The organism is Ralstonia sp. 25C (assembly GCF_051904805.1).
Classification (GTDB): Bacteria; Pseudomonadota; Gammaproteobacteria; order Burkholderiales; family Burkholderiaceae; genus Ralstonia.
Genome location: NZ_CP196737.1, coordinates 3,142,581 through 3,163,850, shown reverse-complemented (window position 1 = coordinate 3,163,850; position 21,270 = coordinate 3,142,581). Strand labels below are relative to the sequence as shown.

The following is a 21,270-nucleotide window of genomic DNA, read 5'->3' as shown; positions in this document are numbered from 1 at the left end:
GTGTGCCTCCGCCGTCAGCCGTCCAGATGGCAGCGCGCCAGGAAGCGCACCAGCGCCTCGCCCGGGTGCTCGCCGGTCACGTGCAGCGTCTGCATGCTGATGTGCGCCTGCTCGAAGTCCACGCCAAACTGCGCGCGCAAGCTGTCTTCAATGCGCACCAGATAGGCCGACACGGCACCCGCACCCGACAGCGGCATCAACGTGACGATGGCACGGCGTGCCTTGCCACGCGCCTGCCAGACCACGTCCAGCGCACGGCGGCTGCGCACCACACTCTCGAACAGCGCATCGCTGGCTTCATCTTGATTGAAGATGAGCGCCACCACCGAGGAATCGATGCCCGTATCGCGGTGCAAACGCGCCAGGCGGCCGAGGTCGAGCGCAAATTCGTACGGCGCGTCGGGCACGAGGTCGAGAATCTCGGAGCTGACGGTGAGGTGACGCACGCCGTCGGCGTAGTAGCCGAGCAGCACCAGCAGGAACTGCAGGTTCTCGTACGACAGCGAGAGGAACGGCATCTGCTGCACGACCACGATGCCGATCAGTTCATCCGCCCCCGACAGCACCGGCGCGCACGCCACGTAGCGCGAGCCATCTTCATGGCGCAACTCCGGCGCCTGCGGGTGGCCAAGCGTGTGGGTATCAATGCAATGGCGGATCAACGGGTCATCGGCAACGATCTCGAACGGCGCGCCCACGTGGGCCACCGGCTCGGTGTCGACGTGGTTACCTGTGACACGCACCATGGCGGCCACTTCCAGTTGGCAGGCCTGCGCCGCCCATTGCAGGAACTGCACAGCGCCGGGCAGTTGCGCCACGTCGGGTTGGTTGTCACCGGACCCGTGCTCGCGCGCGGCCAGCGCAATGTTGCGCAGTTGCGTGAGCGTGTCGCGCAGCGTGGTCGGCTTGGCCAGCAGGTCGTTTTCCAGACGCTCGTGCGACAGACGCAGCAGAAAGTGGTTTTTGGTCAGTGCTGCCAGCCGGTCGTTCAGATAGCCGTTGACGGTGCGCGCGCGGGATAGCCGCGCACCCCAGATGTCGCCAAACTGCCCGCCCACCAGCACAAACATCAGGCCACCCAGGAAGTACATGCGCGGGAATCCCCCCGCGGCCTGGCCGTAGAACAACCACCACGCGCCCAGCACCACCAGCGCGGCCAATGCGCCCAGCAGCGTGCCGTAGCGCAACGCCAGAATGAGCGGCACCAGCCAGACCCACGGAAACCCATAGCCCAGCAGCAATGGATTGGCGGGCGAAAACAGCCAGAGAATGCCGATGGCCACTACCGTCGCGCCCAGCGTTTCCAGCACGGCCGTCGGGCTCTGGCCTGCCGATAGGGCCGGCGCCAGCAGACGCCCATACCAAGTCGACGCGCCAATGCCCTGCGCATTGCGCCGACGCTCAGTGCGTCGATCCTGGCTGCGCGAATCGACCGCCTGGGCCCCCGCCGAGCGCTCAGGCTGTGCAGCGTTGGCCTTCATCAATCCCGACCCAGGGGCGACAGCAACTGGCGCAGCAGCTTCTGCGCCACGGCCGACACAGCATCGCGGCTCCAGCCCGTGCGGCTGCCGGTGGCACTCCAGATCACATTGCCGCTCTGCACGTCGATCACCTGCAGCGTGATGCCGACGGCGGGTTCACCATCCACGCCGACCTTGTAGCGCCATTCCTCGACTGCACCGGTCAGGGCGTAGCGCGCCTTCTCGCCGCGCGCCCAGTCGAGTGCGCGGGCCACGGCTTCACGCTCGGCCGGCTCGAACAGCGACTCGCCATTCAGGCTGGCCGGATATTGCTTGAGGTTGGTAAAACCGCGCGCCTTGAGGATGCTCGCCGCGATGGCCTCTGCGCGCAGGCCAGCCTGCGGCGTTTCGGTGTAGTTGACGATGGGCAGCACCACCCACGCATCCGATGCGCTGGTGGCCGGCGCACGGCCGCTGTCCACCACCGCGCAGGCAGACAGGGCCAGCGCCATGCCGATACCGGCGGCAGCCGCCAGCCAGCGACGCCGACCAGCCTTCATCGTGTTGAGCGAGGGTGCCATCGCGTTCTCCGTAGCTTCTTTTGTTGTGTGCTTCATATCGTGTTTCCTTACCCCGTGCGGTGTTCTTGTCCTGCTCTTGTTCTGCCTCAGCGATGTCAGTAAAGCCAGCGGTAGCGCAGGCCGATCTCGGTCATCGGCGACGTGCCGGCGCGCGTGATGGAAGCGTGCTCAAGATACAGTGCCAGATGGTCGTTGCCGAACACGCTGCCGGCCACACCCAACTGAACCTGCGTGCCCATCCCTTCGCGATTGTCGTGCAGCAGGCCGACATCCATGAACGGACGCCACGCCCGCGTATAGCGATCCAGATAATCCATACCAAACCCGAACAGCACCCCGAACTGCGCAAACGAGCCCGGCATGAACTGGTTGATGTTCGGCGCCGCGTCGCCCGGCACCAAGCGGCCAAGCAAGGCGCTCGGGCTGCCCGACGCGTTGTAGCGGGCGTAAGTGCCCACCACGCGGATCGTGTAGTCCGGATATTCCACGCGGAAGCGGTGGCCGATCTCGCCATCAAACACCATACCGCTGCCCAGGAACGAGCGATCCTGCCCATAGAAGCGATCACCCTCCACCCGGGCGCGAACGTACTCACGCTGCGTCAGGCGCCAGTTGCCGCCAATCGACACCAGATCCTTCATCCCGCCCACGCGCAGTTGCGGCGTTTCATTGGCAGGCTGGTTGCGGCCAACCGAGACTTCGGTTCCCAGCGGTCCCGTTTGGCCCAGCAGACCATCGAGCCTAAATGCCGTGAACGACGCCAGCCCTTGGCGCCAGCCGACCGTGCCCTTCCATTGCGTGTTCTGCGTCTGGTATTGCGAGATCCAATCGACGCTGCGGTCTTGGGCGGGCACGCCGGTGAGTTGCGTGTCGTCGATCGAGCGTTGGTTACGCTGGGTGGCGCGCACCAGCATGCTGGTGTGATCGGTGATGCGGATGCCGGCGGCGGCGCTGCTCTCGAAGTACGTGAGCGGCGCCTGCTTGAACCACGTTTCGCGCGGCTCCAGCGCCTGCGCATTGGTCAGCAACGTCTCTCGCACGCGCTCATGAAGCTGTTCGTCATCGGGCGCGGTGGTCAACCCTTCGAACGACAGGCGTTGCGCCTCGCCCAGCCGGTCCGTCACCGTGTTGGCGTCGATGCGGTTGTAGAGTGGGAGGCGGTCTGCGGTGTCGTCCAGCAAGCGGTTGAGCGTTTGCAGATCGCGCTCAGCCAGGGCGATGGAGATTTCGGCGTAGGCCGGGCGCGTCATGCGCCGCGTGTACTGCTGCAGCAGCCATGCGCGCGCCAGGTCGTTTGCTTCGCGCGACAGGGCCCAGCCGAGCGCGGCCTCCTTGGCGACGGCGGAAACGAGCTGGTCGCTCACGCGTGCTTGCTTGCGCGCTTGTTCCCGATGATTGGCGGGCGTTTCCGGCGGCTCAGGGGGTAGGACGTCGAGGTCGCCGAGTTCTGAGGCCGCCACGGAAGCGCGGCCGCCTTCGCGCGCCTGCTTCGTGGCGCGGCGGTCGTCGCGCAACAGCTCGATCAGCAGGCGCTGGGCCAGGTCGCCCGATCCAAAGGTTTGCGCCAGCGACACGCGCCGGGCGCGCAATTCGGTGCGAGCGTCATCGTCCATAGGCACGGCATCGTCATCGCCAATCGTCACGCGGGTACCCGCGCGGCGGTTGTTGGCGGCGGCCGTCTCGTTCTTCCCGCCCTTCTCGTCCTTCCCGCCCTTTGCGTTCTGACCGTCGGCGCGCCAGAGCAGCCACCAGGCTTCGCGGCGCAGGCGCCAGGCGGCATCGGCCTGGCCGGCCATCTCGCGTGCGTCGGCATAGGCGAGCAACCACAGCGGATCGTTCTGCATCGACTTACCCTGGCGACCCAGGAAGCGCAATGCAAGGTTGACATCGGACAACTGCAAACCTGCGGCGGCATAGGCGCCCCAGTAGACGGAGTCGTTCTCGGCCTCGCCGCGCCACAGCGTCAGGGCGCGCTTGAGGTCGTCATGCTTGCCGGAGTCGAGCAGGCCCCACAGGTAGGCAGCCTTCACGTCGCTGCTGGCATCGGGCAGCGAAACGGCGCGGCGCAGGTCGCCCATGGCGGCAGCCCATTGGCCGCTCTGGCGGTAGTACTCGGCGCGGGCACCCAGCACGCCTGGGGATTGCTCCGCCGCGCGGCGCTGCTCCGGCGTGAGCGACGCGAGCAGCCCTTCGATACGACGGAACGCGCGTGCACGCGTGTAGTAAGAGAGCGCCTGCTGCAGGCGGACCATCGTGCCGTCCTTGCGGAAGGCGAGTTCAGCCAGACGGCCGGCATCGATCGGGCTGGCATCGTAGAACTCGATCATCGATGCCAGGTCGTCGGGTTCCGCGTTGCCACCGATCAGCAACTGCCGATACGCCTCGCGCGACAGGTCATCACGCTGGTTCAGCCGTGCCAGCTGCGCGAAGGTGCGCCAGTACAGATCGTCCGTCGGCGAGGCGACCTTGCCGGCCACCTGCATGGCGGTCAGCGCCTGCTCGAACTGGCCGCGCACATACAGCATGTTGGCCAGCTTGAGCGCATAGCGCGGGTTGGGGCCGAATTCCTTCTGCAGGCGCACGTAGGTGTCGTAAGCCTGGTCGTCCTTGCCGGCGCGCTCGGCCAGGATGGCGTAGCGCTCAAGAATCGCCTGACGGTGCGGCCCGCGCGCGATGCTGTTCAGATAGGCAAGCCCTTCCACTGGCTCGCCCAGCCGCTCATACGCCGCGATGACCTGGTCGAGCAGCTTCATGTCGCCGGGCTGGCGGCTGGCCTGGTAACGCAAGCCAGCCAGATAGGCGTGGTCTTCGTTCAGCGCGGGAGCCAGGCGCAGCACGTTCTGCCAGGCCGCGTCGTCGCCGGTGGATTGCGCGTAGGCCAGCCAATAGTTCAGCGCCGCCATCGGCTGATGGTTCCATTCGGCCACCTGGGCGGCGCGCTCGGTCCAGATCTTCAGATCGGGGCGTTGGCGCACGGCGGCCTCAGCCACACGCAGGGCGTCGTTCAAGTTGCCGCTGCCCATAAAGACGCGATAGGCGAGGTCGTAATCGTCTGCATTGAACGGCGCCATGCCGCGCGGGCTGGGCTGCGCGCCGCCGGCTCCACTGCCGTCGGTGCCTTTGTCGGCGACGTGGCGGATGCGCGCGGCGTGGCGCTGGCGGCGGGCGAGCCCTTCGGGGCCGTCCATGAACATCGCGTCGGCGGGGGACGGCAGCGGCTCCGGCCGGCCGGCAAACGCCCAATCGTGGCGCGCCGTGCCGCTGGCCAGGGCGACGCCCTCGCCCGCCTGACGCCACGTCAGATGCAACAGGCGGCGCGCGTACTGGTCCGCCAGGTCGGGCCGGTTGCACGCCATGGCCAAGCGCGTGAGAAAGCGCAGCGTTTCGGTGTCGTCGATCAGCGGGCCGACACGGCGCTGGGCCTCGGTCATGGCCTCATCGAACAGGTTGCCGCCTTGCAGCGCCTGCAGCCCACCAATGAAGTAGCGGCGCTGCTCATCGAGCGATGTGGCCGCCGCCTGGGCGGCAAAGTTGGCCGCTGCGGCGGCGCGGTATTCGCCCACGCCAAGCGCGATTTCCGCCGTGCGGGCCTGCCAGTGAGTGGCGTGGGCCACGTCCTGCTTGGCCAGGCGCTGGTAGAACTGCACGGCGATCGGGCCCAGGTCCAACCCGCGGGCCTTGGTGGCCAGAATCTCCAGCTCGGCCACCGTCCACTTGAACCCCAGCGCCTGCTTCAGCAGGCCGCGCAGGTCGCTCAGCAGCGCCACGCGTTTCGGGTCATTCGGCTGCAGCGCATAGGCGCGCTGTTCGCGGATGGCGATGTCGAGCAGCAGCGCCTCGCGCTCCAGCGACGCATCCTTCAACGCGCGCATGCGGGCAACCATGGCTTCCGCTTCTTCCAGCCGACCGGTGCGCACGTACTGGGCCGCCAGCACGCTCAGGAACTCGCCGTCATTCGGGCGCACACGCAGCCAGGCTTCCAGATACGCCACCGACAGCGCGTCGACCTTGCCGCCCTCGAGCAGGCGCGCTTCCAGACGCTCGCGCGGAAACATCAGGGCGAGCGCCAGCCCGACCAGCGCGCCAAGCGTGCCGATCAACCAGGGCGACAGCAGCCGTTCGCGCGGGGTCAGGTCAGCAGACCACATCGATACGTTGGTAGGTCACGGTTTGGGCGGCGGCGCCGTTCAGGTCGACGCGCACGCTGTTGTCTTGCGCGCGGGCGGTGCGTGCCGGGCTGCCGTTGACCTGCACACGGCAAGCCCCCGCATTGGCCAAGCGCACAAATGGCTTGTGATACCCGCCCGCCTCGAACGACATGCCATTGCCGCTACGCGCAAAGCTGCGCACAAACGCCGCAGCTTCGGCAATATAGGCCGGCTTGGCGGCCTCTGGCGCGGGCGTGATGCCAAAGCGTGCCGCACCGTCGTTTAGGTGAATGTAGATGCCGCCGGCTGCCTTGTCGAAACCGACCACGCCTTGCGCATCGGTCAAGCGCGGCGTGCCGGACGCCATCCAGCGCAGTTCGCGCAAGTCGCCGTTGCCACGCACGGTCCACGCGTTCTGATCGTCGACATCGCGGGCGACGGCCATGTCGCGGAAGTCGAGCACTTTGGACACGTATTCGGTGGAATAGATCGGCATCACCGGCTGCGACAGCGCGTAGTCGTAGACCTTCTTCAAGGCCTTGAGCGACGCAAGCTTGGTGCCCGAATACATGTGGTAGTAGATGTTGATCGGCTTGAAGCGATACGGCGTATCGGTCATCTGCAGCGTTTCAATCAGGCGCTCGAAGCCGTAATACGGCCCCGTCCAGTCATTGGTATAGACGTTTTCGTTCTGATTGGGCGCAAACACCTGGTAAGCGCCCGGCCCTTTGTCGATGCCGATGGAAGCGATGCTTGTCCACGACGGCGAGCTGCGCGTGATGGTGGTATCGCCGCCGTTCATGTTGACGACGCCGGCCTGCCATGCCATGCGGACAGCCACCTCAGGCGGCTGGCAGTCACCCGACCATTGCAGGATCTTCACGCGCTTGCCGGGCGGCGCCAGGCGCTCGTCGATGTAGTGGATGGAGCCGGCAATCTCACGGTCCAGATTGAACTTGTAGCCGGGAATGGTCAGCGCGAAAGCGGTGTCCCCGCCGCCTGCGTCCTTGCCCGGACCGGTCGCGGCGCTCTGCACCGTGCGGCTCCAGTCAAAGGGGTGCGAGTACGTATGCGTGCCAAGCTCGACGTAGGGCAGCGCAAACATCTTGCGGGCAATGCCCTCGAGCCGCGGCGTCAGCTTCGGATACAGCCCGGCCGCCCCCACCTCACCTTCCACCACGGACAGCGTGGTCGGAATGCGGTACTTCTCCCACACCTCTTGCTGCAGCACCTCGCCCGAATATTCGGGGCCGGGGAATTCCGCACGCGAGGCAAAACCGTCGCCATCCACGTGCACGAGCATCAGGCGGCGGCCATTCTCGCTGGTCAAGTCGGGAATGGGCATGTCGGGCAGTGCCAGCGCGCGGCGCAGAAACTCCATTGGCTGCACCACCCAGCGCGCCTGGTCGATCTTGTCCATCGCAAACACCGCATATGGATTCAGCACGTAGCCGCCCCAATCGGTGATGGCGGCGGCGTCGAACTGGAAGTTGCCCGACTTCAAGCGCAGCAGCGATTGCCCATTCGCGCCGACCTGGACCGGCTGGACTTCATAGCGATCTGGCCGGGGGGCCATCTCGAAACCCATGATCCTGTCTTGCGAGACGACTTCCAGCGGCGCCGTGACACGCCCTTGCACAAACTTGAGCTTGAGCAGGTTGGCCATGCTGGCATCCGCCGGCAGCCCGAATTGGTTCATGAAGGCGATGCGCACGCCGTCGTGCATGCGCTGCCTCACCCACGATGTGAGCGCCGCCACGTGGCTGACCGAGCCCGAGTTGACCCACACCACCACGCCGGCATAGCGATCGGGCGGCACGTCGGCAGGCAGCGGCTTGTTGATATCGGCGTACTCCACGTCGTAGCCGAGAAAGTTCAGCGGCATGGCCACGAAGCGCACGCCTTCGCTGGTCTCGATGGCGTAGCGCAGGTCGCGCTCCTGCAGGATCAGCACCTTGCGTGGCAGCACCTCGATGCGGCCCACGCCAATGGTCGACAGCGCCGGGTCGGTCACGTACGGAATCAACCCTTGTGCCTTGATGCGCTTGGCCGTGTCGCGTGCGCAGGCGCGGTCGGCCGGCGGGCAATAGTCGATGGCGATCACGGGCAGGTGGTATTCATCGCGGATCTTGCGCGCCTGGCCCATCAGCCAGTCGCGGTCGGCGTCGCTCACCACCTTGTATTGCTTGGCGCCCTGGTCCCAGCCGCGATACAGCGATTCAAACGCCACCGCATACGCCAGGTCATGCACCTGCGGCAGGATCTCGAAGCCGCGATTGAAGACCAGCTTGGCGTCCGGGTAGCGCGCCTTGATCGCCCGGATCACGCGCACCATGCCCGCTTCCTGCGCCGCGCGCGCCGCGTCATTCTTGGCGATGAGCTGGTACGAATCGAGCGTATCGAGGAAGAAGCCCCGGTAGCCCCGATCCCACAGCGGCTTGATGACATGGTCGACATAGAACGCCGGCCACTCGGGTTGGGCCTGGTCCACCACGCGCGAGGCCCAGGCCTCGTTGCTGCCGGAGAGCCACGCCTTGGGCAGCGCCTTGTACCAGCGGCGCTCGGGCGTGACCTCGCCTACGCTCACATAGGCGAGCCACTGCGTGTTGGGCGTCTTGAATTGGGCGGGATTGAAATCGTGGTCGGGTTCCACCACCACGGCATCGAACGCGCGCAACGGGCCCACGGGCGGTTTGTCGCCGTAGTACCAGGCAATATTCGGCGCGCTGGCCGAGCCCAAAGATGCAACTTCAGACGCACCGGAGCCGGTGGTGGCAGGCGCTTGCTGGGCAAGCGTCATACAAGGCATCGACACGATGGCCGCTGCAAAAAGCGCCGCCAGTCGCGTCACAAGCGGTCCGACCGCCTCTGCCGTATTCCCCCGTTTCCCCCCGGTGCGCCGCTGTAAACGGCTGAGAACCCACATGAACTGCCACTCCGCTGTGCAACTCGGTGCACGATAAGGCCGCTCTGCGTCGGCGCTGAAGATGGGCGCATGAACCTGCGCTAGACCGGAACAGCTGCATTTTCTCTCAATCGCCAACCTGCAAACGCAGGCCCCGCAAGGCGATCGGGGCAGTCTGTCCGAAGCCGCAAGTATCGCCCATGGCACGGGTACACGGCAAACCACTTTTCGGTTCCCTCCCCCCACGGTAGGGCTTAAACAATTGTTTGAGATCACTTCCGCACACGGTGGTTTGACAAAGCGATCGGCGCTGCACCATGATCATCCGAAGCCACTTTCCACGCGGCGCGGCAGTTGCCGCAGCGCAACGGCACGCACCACACCGCCATCATGTCCGCCCTGATCCTCCTCGCGCTCGTCCTGATCAGCGCCTTCTTTTCCGCCTCCGAGATCGCGCTGACCGCCTCGCGCCGGACGCGCCTTCAAACGTTGGCGGACGACGGCGACGCTCGTGCCCTGCGCGTGCTGCAGCTCAAGGACATGCCGGGCAACTTCTTCACCATCGTGCAGATCGGCGTGAATGCGGTGGCCATCCTGGCCGGCATCATCGGGGACAGCCAGATCTCAGGACCCTTGGCCGCCTGGCTGGGCGAGTGGCTGCCCGCCGCCCGCGCCGAGCGCATCGGCAGCATCGCCGGCTTCGTCATCGTGACGGGGTTGTTCATCCTGTTTGCCGATCTGCTGCCCAAGCGCCTGGCTGTGCTCTACCCTGAGCGCAGCGCCTTGGCCGTCATCGGCCCGATGCAGACCTGCCTGCGCGTACTGCGGCCCGTGGTGTGGCTATTCAACGGGGCGGCAGACATGTTCCTGAAGCTCTTCGGCGTACCGACGCACCGTGTGGAGCAGATCACCACCGAAGACATCACCGCCATGGTGGGCGCCGGCGCGGAAGCCGGTGTGCTGCGCAAGCACGAACTGGCTGTCATCGAAAACGTGTTCGAGCTGGAATCCCGCACCATCACCTCGGTGATGACCGTGCGCGATGAAGTGGTCTACTTCACCATTGACGAGCCGCTGGAATCAATCAAGAAGAAGATCATCGCGCAGCCGCATGCCGAATACCTCGTCTGCCGCGAAGACATCGATTCGGTACTCGGCTTCATCGCCTCCAAGGACATCCTGCAGCAGATCCTGTCTGAAGAGTCATCCGCTGTGATCCGGAACCTGGGTAAGCACTACGACAAGAACCTGCTGGTGCTGCCCGACACGCTCAACCTGTCGCAGGCGCTGGCGCGCTTTCGCGAGATGCATGAGAGCTTTGGCGCAGTCGTCAACGAATACGGGCTGGTGGTGGGCGTGGTCACGTTGGACGACATCGTCGGCGCCGTCATGGGCGACATCCTCTACCTGGGCGAAGACGAGCAGATCGTGCGCCGTGACGACGGCTCTTGCCTGATCGACGGCGTCACGCCGCTGGGCGACGTCAAGCGCGCGTTCGACCTGGACGACCTGCCCGGCGAGCACCACGTCGAAACCATTGCCGGGCTGGTCATCTACGCACTCAAGCGCATTCCCAAGAAGAGCGAAAGCGTCGACATCGGGCCCCTGCGTATTGAAGTGCTCGACATCGACAACCACCGCATCGATCAGTTGCTGGTGTCGCGGCGCATCGACCCGCCGGCCGGCGCATCGACCTCGTCGCCCTCGGCATCGTGAGCGGCAAACACTTCCTTGGCGGCAAACATGCCGTTGAGCGCCGCCGGAAAGCCTGCATATAGCGCCATCTGCAGGATCGTCTCGGTAATCTCGTTGCGCGTAAGGCCCACGTTGAGCCCGGCCGCGATGTGCACCTTCAACTGCGGCGCTGCGTTGCCCAGCGCGGTGAGCGCGGCAATGGTGGCGATTTCGCGCTCGCGCAGCGTCAAGCCAGGGCGGCTGTACACATCGCCAAAACCGAATTCGACGACGTAGCGGCCGAGGTCGGGCGAGATGTCGGCCAGCGCCTCGACCACGCGCTCGCCCGCCACATCATCGACTTCCTTCAGCTTTTGCCACCCCCGTACATAACGGTCACTGTTCAGGTCGTTTTGCAGGTTGGCGTGGCTTGCGGCTTGCGGTGCGGCTTGTGTGATCAGCGTCATGAGCATCCTCGTTCGGTTGGCGTTTTGATTTGCGAGTTGAGGAAGCAGAGCCCCGCGCGTTTTCCGCGGCTTCGATCTGTGCCCGGATGCCGTCGTAGACGACAAGCTTGACGCGCAGCGTAGCCAGCGTTTCGGCCCGCGCGCGCAACTCCGCTTCCAGCGCCGCCGCATGCAATTCCAGTATGCGTTGGCGCGCCGACACACTCTCCAGACTGTCGCCCTGCCGCCGCAGCGCGGCGTACTCCTGCATCTGTGCGATCGGCATGCCGGTGTCGCGCAGGCGCAGCAGGAAGGCAAGCCACGTCATGTCTTCAGCACGGAAGACGCGATGGCCGTTGTCGCGCCGCTGCACGGTGTCGAGCAGGCCGATGCGCTCGTAATAGCGCAGCGTATGCGTTGACAGGCCGGTGGCCTCTGCAACTTGGGCGATGGTCAGGAAGGTGGTCATGAACGGAGCTTAGAAGTTAGAGCGCACTCTAAGTCAAGCGACTTTAGCGCGATTCTTTCCACCCTGGCAAAAACAAAACGCCGGCCCCCTTGTGAGGAGCCGGCGCAGTGGTGTGCAGAAAAATTGGCGGACTGCCTAGTAATCAGTTCAGTTGCCTACGCCGTATGCGCTCTTGTCTTGCAGCTTGGGGCGGTGGTCGTGCTTCTTTTTCTTCTTGCTATGCGGCGCTTTCTCGCCAGCGGCCGGAGCCGAGGCAGCTGGCGCGGGCGCTGCGGCGGCGGCCGGTGCAGCCGGCGCAGAAGCTTGCGCGAACGCGCCGGCGCTAAAAAGTGCAGCCACGAGGGTGGCCAAGAGCTTGTTCATCGTGTTGTCCTTACCTTATGAAGAGAAGAGACGGGATGGCGTCATGCGCGGGCACCGCATCGGCATGAACCGCCCATCACCAAGCAGTCTGGTTCAGGCCCCTGCCGTTGTCCAATCTCGTCCTCACGATACGCGTGCGGTGGGCCGGCACCTTGACGTGCCGCAACCCCAGCCCATTGTTACGCGCGCTTACATCGTCAGCAGAACGCTTACAAACAGCGGTGCACGGGCTCGCGATGTGGGGCGTTTTAGGAGGCATGGATCGCAACATGGGACGAGATCCATGTATCTGGAGTCCCAACATCCCGCTTGATGAATCTGAAGGAGTCTCACATGAAAGTCGCTCAATCCCTGGCCGCTCTGATCGTTGCTGGTGCTTTCGCAGCCCCCGTGTTCGCCGCTGGCACCGCCTCCGCACCGGCTGCTGCACCGGCTCCGGCCGCTGCTGCTGCGACGACGGCGACCACCGATGCCGCTTCGGCCCCGAAGGCTGAAGCCAAGCACGAGAAGAAGCACGCGCACAAGAAGGCCCACAAGGCCGCTGCCAAGTCGGAAGCCAAGACCGACGCTGCTCCGGCTGCCAAGGCCGCTGAGCCTGCCAAGCAATAAGGCAGTCGCGCCATGAAGAACGCCGGGAGTTTCCCGGCGTTTTTTTATGCCGCCTAAAGCCCCATCAATGCAGATGCGGCAAGCGCTTCGTCCCTTCAATCTGCACCGCCTGCAACTCGTGCGGTTTCAGACCCAGCACGCTCAGAATGGTCGGCGCGATCTGGTTGGTGTCAACGCGTTCGTCCACCACATCGGCGTCGATCCCTGCACCCCAGACGACGATCGGCACGTGGCGATTTTCCTGGCGGAAACCGCCGTGCTCGGCGATCTTCGATAGCTTGCTGCCGGCCCATACCGTGCCCTGCTGCGCAATGCCGACGACATCCGGGTCGCGGTCATCGTTGGGCTTCACGCCAAAGAAGTCGGCCACTTCCTCGCCCACCACAACTCGCGCAGCACCAGCCTGCGTGAACGGTTTGGCGACAGCATTGCCCGCCGCGTCCGAGCCAATACCCATGCCCGAATAGCCGAGCAGGAACTGCTTCGTGAACTTCAGCGCCGCCAGTGAGCGGTCGTTCAGCCACAGCAGGATGCCGTCGTCGTCCATGGCATGCGCGACGAGGTGCGGCTTGGTCGCGTCCTTGCAGGTGGCGGCGTATTTTTCCCACGCGCAGTTGAGGGCGTCGATCATGTCGCCGTCGTTGATGATGGTGAGGTCGCCACGGCTGTTGGGGGACTGGCCGTGCTTAGCCGACACGATCACCACCGTGTTGGACGGGTCAGCAGCCTTGACCAGGTCACCCAGCTTGTTGTCGACGAAGGTGAGCGCGCTCTGCAGCACCGGGCCCGGTACCGTGCCGTTGTTGGTGTAGCCGCCCAGGCCGCCCGTGACCTTGTTGGCGGTGTTGGATGGATCCGGGTAATACGCCGACTTGTTCAGCTTCTGCGCCGTCGACACGGCCTGGAAGTTCATGCCGAGGATGGCGGGCACACCCGGCGTGCCGTTGCCGGCGTGGTCGTGGCCGGCAAGCCAGTTGAGCACCGCTTGCACCTTGAAGCTGTCGTAGCGCTGGGTGTTGGTGTTGTCCTTGGTCCAGTCGGGGCCGGGGCCGGCCGGCACCGACGGGTCGGTTACCGAGCTGTTGATCTCGGGTGCGAACAAGTCGTCGATGCCCTGCCCGCTTGGGCCGCTGAGGATTTCGTACGCAGCGTGCTTGTCCGACCACGCGGTGTGCAGCCCATGCTTGCGTGCGACCTCGAACACCGTGTTCACCTTCAGATACTGGTGCGGATACACCGGCGCGCACGTCACCGGCGACACCGGCAGGAAGCTCGGATCGATCAGGTCCTGCGCGTGGCCGGTCAGCTGGAAGATCTTCGAAAAATCCGCATAGAGGCCTGGAATGCCCTGACCGCTGTCGAGGCGGTTCATGTCACGGGCGATGACCTCGGCGTAGAAGACCTCTGCACCCGGCTTGGTGGTGTGGCAAGTTGCAGCCGTGGTGCCGGCCGGCAGCAGGGTGCGGCTGTATGCGTCGTCGTAGTAGATGCCGGTGGTCTTCGGGTTGCCGCCGGTCACTTGGCCAACCATGCCGGGAAAGGAATCCGACGGAAACGGCGTGCGCGCATTGCGGTAGCTCACCCCCTGGCGCACTAGGCGCGCCAGCGTGGAGCCCGGATGGTTGCCGACGTACCAGTCGAGATCCGACTGATGCAAACCATCCACCGAGATCAGCAGCACATGCTTGGCGTGCGCATGGCGCGCCTCATCGTCATCGGCATACGCATGTGCGGACAGGCCGCAAGCGAGCGTCGAAAGCACAGCAAGCGCGAGGTGTTTTTGGGGGGACACGGGTTTCTCCTCTGGAATACCGCCATCAGGCGGCCCGGCCACGCTAGCGCCCGCGTATGTCTGCGCGGAGACCTGCGCGTGTCACCCCAATGACAAATGTAACGACGCAACGGCCGCCCACCGGAGCCAACGTCTGCCGCGCGCGCTCCACCCGGCAGTTCCCATAGAATGACGTGCCCGCCGCATTTCCCAGTTCTCACCCACACACGTCCATGTCCGTTTCGCACGCCCTGCCCCGCCTCGTGCTTGCCTGCCTGCTACCCATCGTGGCCACCTGTGCCGCCGCCAACGAGGGGAGCGAGACCAGCGACTGGAGCATCGCCGTTGGCCCGTCCATCTACGTGGCACCGAAATACCCAGGCGCAAAATCGAGCTTCGTGTTTCCGTGGATCGATCAGGAGGTCGAGTACAAGCACCGCTTCTTCTCCAAGGGCATGGACTTCGCGGGTGTGTACCTCGCCAATGACGACACCTGGCAGGTAGGCGGCAACTTTCAATTCGACCCGACCTGGCGCTACGCGCACGACGATGCGCGACTCAATGGTCTGGGCAACGTCAACGCCACGGTGCGCGCCAAGGCGTTCGCGCAATACACGGTGTCGTTCCTCACGCTGTCCACCGATGCGGAACAGGACATCCTCGGCAACCGCCAGGGCTTGATCGTCAATGCTGATGCCTATGCCAGTGCACCGCTCGGCCGCTGGCTGTTCAGCCTGGGCACCGGTGTGTCGTGGACGAATGGCCAGTACATGCGCACGTTCTTTGGCGTGGATGATGGGCAAAGCGCGCGTTCGGGCCTGCCGGTGTTTGCGACACATGCCGGTGTGCGTGACGTCCACGTCAACGCCATCGTCACGTGCAAGCTGGATGACCGCTGGACGGCCAACGGTTCCGTCACCGTCGCACGCCTGCGGGGCGATGCGGCTGACAGCCCGATCACGCAGCGTCGTCAGCAGACTACCGCCATGGCGTCGCTCACGTACCGCTTCCGCTAAGCCGAGCCACGATTAGCAAAGGCACCCTCAACGCCGCGCCAGACCCGACTTTCGGCTGCAACGTAACGAGCCTGAAAGCGTTCGTGCACCAGCTTGGCGCCTAGGCGCGACGCGCAATCGGTTGCGGCCTGTGAGGCCGATTTGCCTTGGCAGGCATTTGCGCACCGGACAATCACCCATCAAACCAGAACTTCGGGGGGAGTGCATCTCACCCAAACGGACCATGCCCCTTTTTCGCAACAGAGACTGCGGCACACGTGCGCAAGCGGTCTAGTTTTTTTGCTAGTCTGTTCGGCAAGCAAAGATTGGTTCTGATCGAAGCGCGCTCAACGCGTGCTGTTTGCGGCAAACCCGCAGCGCACGCGCAGGGCAAAACAGGAGGGCCTTACCATGTTGCGGTGGATTGCAAACTGGGCATTGAACCAAGCCCCCTCTCCCGAAAAGCAGGCCGAGCGCGCACTGGGGGAGTTGCGCATGGAGCTGTATCAGGCCGAACAGCGCGTGCTCGACGCGCAGATGCATGCGGACTACTACCGCGCGCGCATCACCTTCCTGGAAGACGTCATCCGCAAGGGCGTTGAACGCGTCTCCGATCAGCGCAGGGGCAAGCAGGAAAGCGCGCACGCGCTGCGCACGGGGCTCAAGTTCACCGCCGAGTTGTGGCGGGAATCCCAATCCCATCTGCAAACGCCATCGCGCGATGCGCAGTTGCTGCGGCGGCGCACGGCGATGTCGTTCATGGAACAGCACGATGCGCAGGCGGACGGGCATCGTGAGCCCAAGCTCCATCTTTCCGAGATGCCCGCGGGCTCGCACTTTGAGGGCAACGTCAATCCGCTGCCGCAAGCGAAGCACGTGTCGCCGGAAAAGCTCTAGCCCACCGGCGCCAACCTAAGGCGCCACCATCGACACCCCATACCGCGCGAAGATGCGCTGCAGTTCGCCGCTGGCGCGCAGCGCGTTGAGCGCGTTGTCCAGCGCCTGTGCCAGCTCCGCCTGGTCTGCCTTGACCGCCATGCCGATGGCCCATCCGTGCACGGGCAGCAGCGGCGATTGAAGCTCCGTCGCCACAAAGCGCGTCGCAGGCACGCCCTTCGCCTTCAGCGCGTTTTCGTATTCCGAACGCATCACCATCACCGCCACGACATCGCCGGCAAACAGCGCGCGCAGGGCATCGTCGGCGTGCGGGTAGATCTTCACCTTGTCGCGCAGCACCCCTTGCGCGCTGGAGAGCAAGGCGTTGGCGCCAGCCGTACCGCCCTCGGCACCGGTCACCAGGCCTGCGAGGTCTTCAAAGCGATTGACCTGGTGAATGCGTTCCTGGTCATAGACCAGCACGAAGGTTTCGCGGTGGTAGGGCGCGAAGATCAGCACCTCGTGGTTCTGCCGGATGAAAGCCGGGTCGACCGGCACATGCAGCATCACGTCGGCGGGGCCATAGCCGAGGTAGTGCCCGCGCCAGACCATGTTGCGCAGGTCATCCGATACGCTGTCGTCATCCGCATCGAACGGTAGCAACGCTGGCGACAGGCCCATCTGCTTGCTCAGCGCATTGGCCAGCGCCACGTCGATGCCGGCGAATTGACCGCCCACGTTGTCGGAAAACGGTGGCAACCCCTTGTACAGCGCAATCTTCAGGCTGCCGGTCTGGCGGATCTTTGCCATGTCGGCATGCGCGGGCATGGGTGCGGCGCCAAACAGCGCCACTGCCGCAGCGAGCAGAAAGGCGGCAAGGCGGCGGCCAATGCGGACCGTGTCTGGCCAAGGGTGGGCGGTCATGAAAACGCTCCTGATGGATAGGCGCGATAGGCCTGATAGACGTGATGGACTGAACGGCAACCCGCGCGTTACTCCTGCACGCGGCGGGATTCCAGATACGTCTTGATCGACCAAATGGCTTCCTGGCTCAGCACACCTTCAAACGGCGGCATGTAGACACGGCCATCACGCGTGCGGCCCTTGCGGACGGTGGTGGTCACGTACTGCGAGACCTCGGCAAAGCAGGCGTCCTGTTTCTTGCCGGCAGGCATCGTCATGCAATCGGTGTCGAGCTTGCGCAGGTCGGGGGCAATCCCGCCGGAAATCGCCTCCAGCCCGTGGCAGCGCGCGCAGTTCTGGTTGAATGCCGACGTGCCGATGCGCAGCGCCTCGTCATGGTCCTTGCCGGGCGCGCGGTATGGATTGTCCTGACGCCACTCCTCTCCGAGTTGCGGTAAGGTGTGCGTGTCCACGGCCTGTGGTGTGACATCGCCGTGGGCGGTTGCGGTTGCGGGAAGTCCGCCGGCCATGAGCGTACAGGCGGAAAGCAGCGCAACGAGTTGACGGGGCAGTTTCATGGGTGGTCTCCTGTGTCGTTGAAATGTCTTTTGAGGGCATTTCTGCAAGAGCCATACCAAGCGCGGAACCTGCGCCAAATCAAAACGCCATCCCCTGGCTCTGTTGACATGGTGGTACGCCAAGACCTGGAAAAGCGTCGGGATGGTGCTCAGGAATGCAACACCCTGGCAAGCGTTTTGCTTCATGGCGCAACACTTCCGGCGCGCAACTCAACAACAGCGAGCCGGACGACCCGCACATAGATCGCGGGCGACTTCAAGGAGACAACCATGATTTCCCACGCGGCAGCCGCCGTGGGCGCTTCCGAGAGTGCCCGCGCCTCGTCCTCTGCGTCCGGTGACGCCTCGGACAGCGATCAGCCAGAGCTGATTGCCCAATCGCACGAGCGCTCGAAATCGTACGGCCTGCGCCCCTACGAATCGCCCGATTTCTGCCCTGTGCAGCAAAGCGAGCTGAAAACGCAGATCGAGCGTAGCCAGTCGCTGTTTGCGCACGCGCTGCCCGTGATGGAGACGCTCTACAGCCAGATCGTCAACACGCAGAGCATGGTGATCCTGACGGATACCGCCGGCCTGATCCTACATTCGCTGGGCGATGACGATTTTCTGGCCAAGGCCAGCAAGGTGGCCCTGCAGCCGGGCGCGTCGTGGTCAGAAGAGAGCCGGGGCACCAACGCCATCGGCACGGCGCTGGCCGAGGCCCGGCCCACGCTCGTTCACGCCGCTGAACACTACTTGGAAGCCAACCGGTTTCTCACCTGCTCGTGCGCGCCCATCTTCGACCCGTATGGCAAGACCGTCGGCGCGCTGGATGTGACGGGGGATCATCGTGGCTTTCACAAGCACACCATGGCGCTGGTCCGCATGTCGGCGCAGATGATCGAGAACCAGTTGTTCGCCAACACGTTCCAGGACGTGGTCTGCATTCACTTTCACTCGCGGCCCGAGTTCATCGGCACGCTGGTGGAGGGCATTGCAGCGTTCACACCGGCCGGGCGCTTTCTGTCGGCCAACCGCAGCGGGGAGTTCCAGCTCGGGCTGTCGAGCCGGGCGTTGCAGGCGCACACTTTTCCGTCGCTGTTCAACCTATCGATGTCGCAGCTGATCGACACGGAGCGCGGCGCCCCCGCGGGCATCGTGCAGTTGCAGTTGCCCAGCGGCGTGAAAGTCTTCGCCCGCGTGGAATGGAAGCGGCAGGGCGCGATCGCACGCAGCGCCATCGGCAATGAGCCGGCTGGCGAATCCTACGCGGCGCCGGCCAGCCGCGCCTATATCGCCCCACCCCGGCAAGCCGCCAGCCTGGACGCGCTGGACACGGGCGATGCGCAGATCAAGACCGTCATCGGCAAGGTGCGCAAGGTCATCGGCAAGGACATCACCGTGATGGTGTTGGGCGAAACCGGCACCGGCAAGGAACTGCTCGCCCGCGCCATTCATGCGGACAGCCCCCGCCACGCCGGCCCGTTCGTCGCCGTGAATTGCGCGTCGATTCCGGAAGCGCTGATCGAATCGGAGCTGTTTGGCTATGAGGAAGGCGCCTTTACCGGCGCCCGCAAGAAAGGCGGTATCGGCAAGATGGTGCTGGCCAACGGCGGCACGCTGTTCCTGGATGAGATTGGCGACATGCCGCTGCACCTGCAGGCCCGCCTGCTGCGCGCGCTGCAGGAGCGCGCGGTGTCGCCGCTGGGCAGCAACAAGCTGATCCAGGTGGATGTGGCCGTGGTGTGCGCGACCCACCGCAACATGCGCGAGATGGTGGCCAGCGGCCAGTTTCGCGAAGACCTGTACTACCGCCTGAACGGCCTTGTCGTGCGCCTGCCGGCGTTGCGCGAGCGCAGCGATCTGGACGCCGTGGCCAACCGGCTGCTGCGCCAGGAACACGCCGACGCGCCGCCCATCAGCGAACCGGTGGCGCAGATGTTCCGCAGCTACCACTGGCCCGGCAACATCCGCCAGCTCGGCAACCTGCTGCGCACGGCCCGGCTGATGGCCGAAGACGCACCGGAAATCACGGTGGACCACCTCCCCGATGACTTTCTCGAAGACTGGCACGCGCGCCACAGCACCCCGTCAGCCACGGAGAGCGTGAGCACTGCACCCGCACCAATCGCGCAGGCAGCAGTCGACGCGGCCCCCAAGCGGCTTGCCGACGTGGAAGCCATGACCATCCTGGCGGCGGTGAAGGCGCACAACGGCAACATCTCGGCGGCCGCCAAGGCGCTGGGGATTTCACGCAATACCGTCTACCGCAAGATCGACGAAGCCGGCGGCCTGCCCCGCGCCGATTGACCACGCCGCTGCGCGAATCGCATCGCGCAGCGCCTGCGCCATTGCGCCGGTCGCCAGGTGCCCGCCGGGCACCCACACCAGCCGCGCTTGCGGCATCACCGCCTGCAAGCGCAGCGCATTATCGGGTCGGCAAACGTTGTCTTGTCGCCCATGCAGCAGCGTTACCGGCAACCCGCTTGCGTCGATACGTGCTGCCGCCCTGAGCAACGCTGCTTTCCCCAGTCCCGCCCTACCGACGAGGTAATGCGCCTGAAGCGCGTACTTGTGCAGCAACGCCCTCTGCTGCGGCCACGTCTGGCGCTTGCCTGCCAGTGGCAGACCAAGCAATCGACGCTCCGCCCGCTGCCACTGCGTGGCGATGTTCAATTTCTGAACAGGTGTACCAGCCTGCAACATGTCTGTTGCAGCGAGCAGGCGCCCGCGCGCCCCGGGGAGACCCTCGCCACACCGATCGACGCCACGCAGCAGACCCCGCCCGGCGCCACGCGCGTTGAAGAGGGCCTGCACGTCATCGAAGCCGGTCAGGAAGGTGCCGCGCAGCACCAGCGCCACCACCGCATCGGGAAAGCGATCGGCATACGCCAGCGCCAACGCTGCGCCCCACGACCCGCCGACCACGCCCCAGCGCGCAATGCCGAGCGTGGTGCGCAACTGCTCTAGATCCGCCAGCAGCGCCCCCACCGAATTGCGACGCCGAGACCCAGCCGGACGCGATTGGCCGGCGCCGCGCTGGTCCGGCAGCACGACACGGTGCAGTTGCGGATCGAACCAATCAGCCATTGACGGACTGCACCCGCTGCCGGGGCCACCGTGCAGCACCACCCACGGTTCGCCGCTGTCCGGCCCGCACAGTCGCACATGCAAGCGATGGCCATCCGGCGTGCGAAGACGCATGCAAGTCGACGTGTCTGGCCAGGCGGAAGTGGGCATGGATGTTGCCTTTCTTAGCGTACGGCTACGCTCGGCAACACGCCGGTGCCAGCCGCGCAATGACGCACCACACTCACTAACTATGCCAACGCCTCAAGGAGGAGACATGACCTGGACCACGCCCGCCTACACCGAACTGCGCCTGGGCTTCGAGATCACGATGTACATCGCTAACCGCTGACATCTCGCAACGGAACGCACCGTTCTCCTGGGCCCGCCTGCAGTTCACGGCGGGCTTCTTTTTTCGGCTCTCCATTTGGCTCACAAGCTGGC

17 protein-coding genes are annotated in these 21,270 nt (G+C 65.0%); 6 read left to right on the top strand and 11 right to left on the bottom strand.

Annotated features, from left to right (window positions below; translation table 11 throughout):
* Window positions 1–14: 14 nt before the first annotated feature.
* From ACS7SF_RS14820 to ACS7SF_RS14805, 4 genes are all read right to left on the bottom strand, one after another.
* Window positions 15–1,481 carry a PelD GGDEF domain-containing protein gene (locus ACS7SF_RS14820; RefSeq protein WP_439890475.1) on the bottom strand — a complete coding sequence of 489 codons (1,467 nt, stop codon included), beginning with the start codon at window positions 1,479–1,481 and terminating at the stop codon, window positions 15–17.
* Window positions 1,481–2,041: a penicillin-binding protein activator LpoB gene (locus tag ACS7SF_RS14815; protein WP_439892772.1), complete on the bottom strand. Its 561-nt coding sequence runs from the start codon at window positions 2,039–2,041 to the stop codon at window positions 1,481–1,483. The genes ACS7SF_RS14820 and ACS7SF_RS14815 overlap by 1 nt, the downstream gene beginning before the upstream one ends.
* A 95-nt stretch (window positions 2,042–2,136) precedes the next feature.
* Entirely contained in the window at window positions 2,137–6,189 is a 4,053-nt protein-coding gene (locus tag ACS7SF_RS14810; RefSeq protein ID WP_439890474.1) for a tetratricopeptide repeat protein, read from the bottom strand.
* Window positions 6,176–8,998 carry a bifunctional glycoside hydrolase 114/ polysaccharide deacetylase family protein gene (locus ACS7SF_RS14805; protein WP_439892771.1) on the bottom strand — a complete coding sequence of 941 codons (2,823 nt, stop codon included), beginning with the start codon at window positions 8,996–8,998 and terminating at the stop codon, window positions 6,176–6,178. Before ACS7SF_RS14805 ends, ACS7SF_RS14810 begins: the two co-directional genes overlap by 14 nt.
* A gap of 486 nt (window positions 8,999–9,484) precedes the next feature.
* Here ACS7SF_RS14805 and ACS7SF_RS14800 point away from each other — a divergent pair, with 486 nt between their 5' ends.
* Window positions 9,485–10,810 carry a hemolysin family protein gene (locus ACS7SF_RS14800; RefSeq protein ID WP_439892770.1) on the top strand — a complete coding sequence of 442 codons (1,326 nt, stop codon included), beginning with the start codon at window positions 9,485–9,487 and terminating at the stop codon, window positions 10,808–10,810.
* Here the strand turns inward: ACS7SF_RS14800 and ACS7SF_RS14795 are convergent.
* The 3 genes from ACS7SF_RS14795 to ACS7SF_RS14785 all read right to left on the bottom strand — a co-directional run bounded on the left by ACS7SF_RS14795 (window position 10,741) and on the right by ACS7SF_RS14785 (window position 12,046).
* Window positions 10,741–11,187 (bottom strand): carboxymuconolactone decarboxylase family protein, encoded by a 447-nt coding sequence (locus ACS7SF_RS14795; protein WP_439892769.1) that lies wholly within the window; start codon window positions 11,185–11,187, stop codon window positions 10,741–10,743. The genes ACS7SF_RS14800 and ACS7SF_RS14795 overlap by 70 nt on opposite strands.
* Window positions 11,165–11,683, bottom strand: coding sequence for a MerR family transcriptional regulator (locus tag ACS7SF_RS14790; RefSeq protein ID WP_439890473.1), 519 nt, complete (start codon window positions 11,681–11,683; stop codon window positions 11,165–11,167). The genes ACS7SF_RS14795 and ACS7SF_RS14790 overlap by 23 nt, the downstream gene beginning before the upstream one ends.
* Window positions 11,684–11,830: 147 nt before the next feature.
* Entirely contained in the window at window positions 11,831–12,046 is a 216-nt protein-coding gene (locus ACS7SF_RS14785; RefSeq protein ID WP_439890472.1) for a signal peptidase, read from the bottom strand.
* A gap of 333 nt (window positions 12,047–12,379) precedes the next feature.
* Here ACS7SF_RS14785 and ACS7SF_RS14780 point away from each other — a divergent pair, with 333 nt between their 5' ends.
* Window positions 12,380–12,655: a hypothetical protein gene (locus ACS7SF_RS14780; RefSeq protein ID WP_439890471.1), complete on the top strand. Its 276-nt coding sequence runs from the start codon at window positions 12,380–12,382 to the stop codon at window positions 12,653–12,655.
* Between the two features lie 64 nt (window positions 12,656–12,719).
* On the opposite strand, the gene ACS7SF_RS14775 is transcribed toward ACS7SF_RS14780, so the two are convergent.
* Window positions 12,720–14,447 (bottom strand): alkaline phosphatase family protein, encoded by a 1,728-nt coding sequence (locus ACS7SF_RS14775; protein WP_439890470.1) that lies wholly within the window; start codon window positions 14,445–14,447, stop codon window positions 12,720–12,722.
* Window positions 14,448–14,659: 212 nt separating this feature from the next.
* Here ACS7SF_RS14775 and ACS7SF_RS14770 point away from each other — a divergent pair, with 212 nt between their 5' ends.
* Both ACS7SF_RS14770 and ACS7SF_RS14765 read left to right on the top strand, forming a co-directional pair.
* On the top strand, window positions 14,660–15,442 hold the full coding sequence (locus tag ACS7SF_RS14770; RefSeq protein WP_439890469.1) for a MipA/OmpV family protein: 783 nt from the start codon (window positions 14,660–14,662) through the stop codon (window positions 15,440–15,442).
* A gap of 390 nt (window positions 15,443–15,832) precedes the next feature.
* Window positions 15,833–16,318 (top strand): hypothetical protein, encoded by a 486-nt coding sequence (locus ACS7SF_RS14765; protein WP_439890468.1) that lies wholly within the window; start codon window positions 15,833–15,835, stop codon window positions 16,316–16,318.
* Between the two features lie 15 nt (window positions 16,319–16,333).
* On the opposite strand, the gene ACS7SF_RS14760 is transcribed toward ACS7SF_RS14765, so the two are convergent.
* A complete protein-coding gene (locus ACS7SF_RS14760; RefSeq protein ID WP_439890467.1) occupies window positions 16,334–17,221 on the bottom strand; it encodes a substrate-binding periplasmic protein in 888 nt (295 codons plus the stop codon).
* 68 nt (window positions 17,222–17,289) lie between these two features.
* A complete protein-coding gene (pedF, locus tag ACS7SF_RS14755; protein WP_439890466.1) occupies window positions 17,290–17,778 on the bottom strand; it encodes a cytochrome c-550 PedF in 489 nt (162 codons plus the stop codon).
* Between the two features lie 270 nt (window positions 17,779–18,048).
* On the opposite strand from pedF, the gene ACS7SF_RS14750 reads away from it, so the two are divergent.
* Window positions 18,049–20,067, top strand: coding sequence for a sigma-54-dependent Fis family transcriptional regulator (locus ACS7SF_RS14750; RefSeq protein ID WP_439890465.1), 2,019 nt, complete (start codon window positions 18,049–18,051; stop codon window positions 20,065–20,067).
* Here ACS7SF_RS14750 and ACS7SF_RS14745 read toward each other — a convergent pair.
* The gene (locus ACS7SF_RS14745) at window positions 20,008–20,997 is read right to left on the bottom strand and encodes an alpha/beta fold hydrolase (RefSeq protein ID WP_439890464.1); all 990 of its coding nucleotides are present in this window, start codon (window positions 20,995–20,997) and stop codon (window positions 20,008–20,010) included. The genes ACS7SF_RS14750 and ACS7SF_RS14745 overlap by 60 nt on opposite strands.
* Before the next feature lie 106 nt (window positions 20,998–21,103).
* On the opposite strand from ACS7SF_RS14745, the gene pqqA reads away from it, so the two are divergent.
* Complete coding sequence (gene pqqA, locus ACS7SF_RS14740) at window positions 21,104–21,178, top strand: pyrroloquinoline quinone precursor peptide PqqA (protein WP_012355514.1); 75 nt, start codon at window positions 21,104–21,106, stop codon at window positions 21,176–21,178.
* Window positions 21,179–21,270 lie beyond the last annotated feature (92 nt).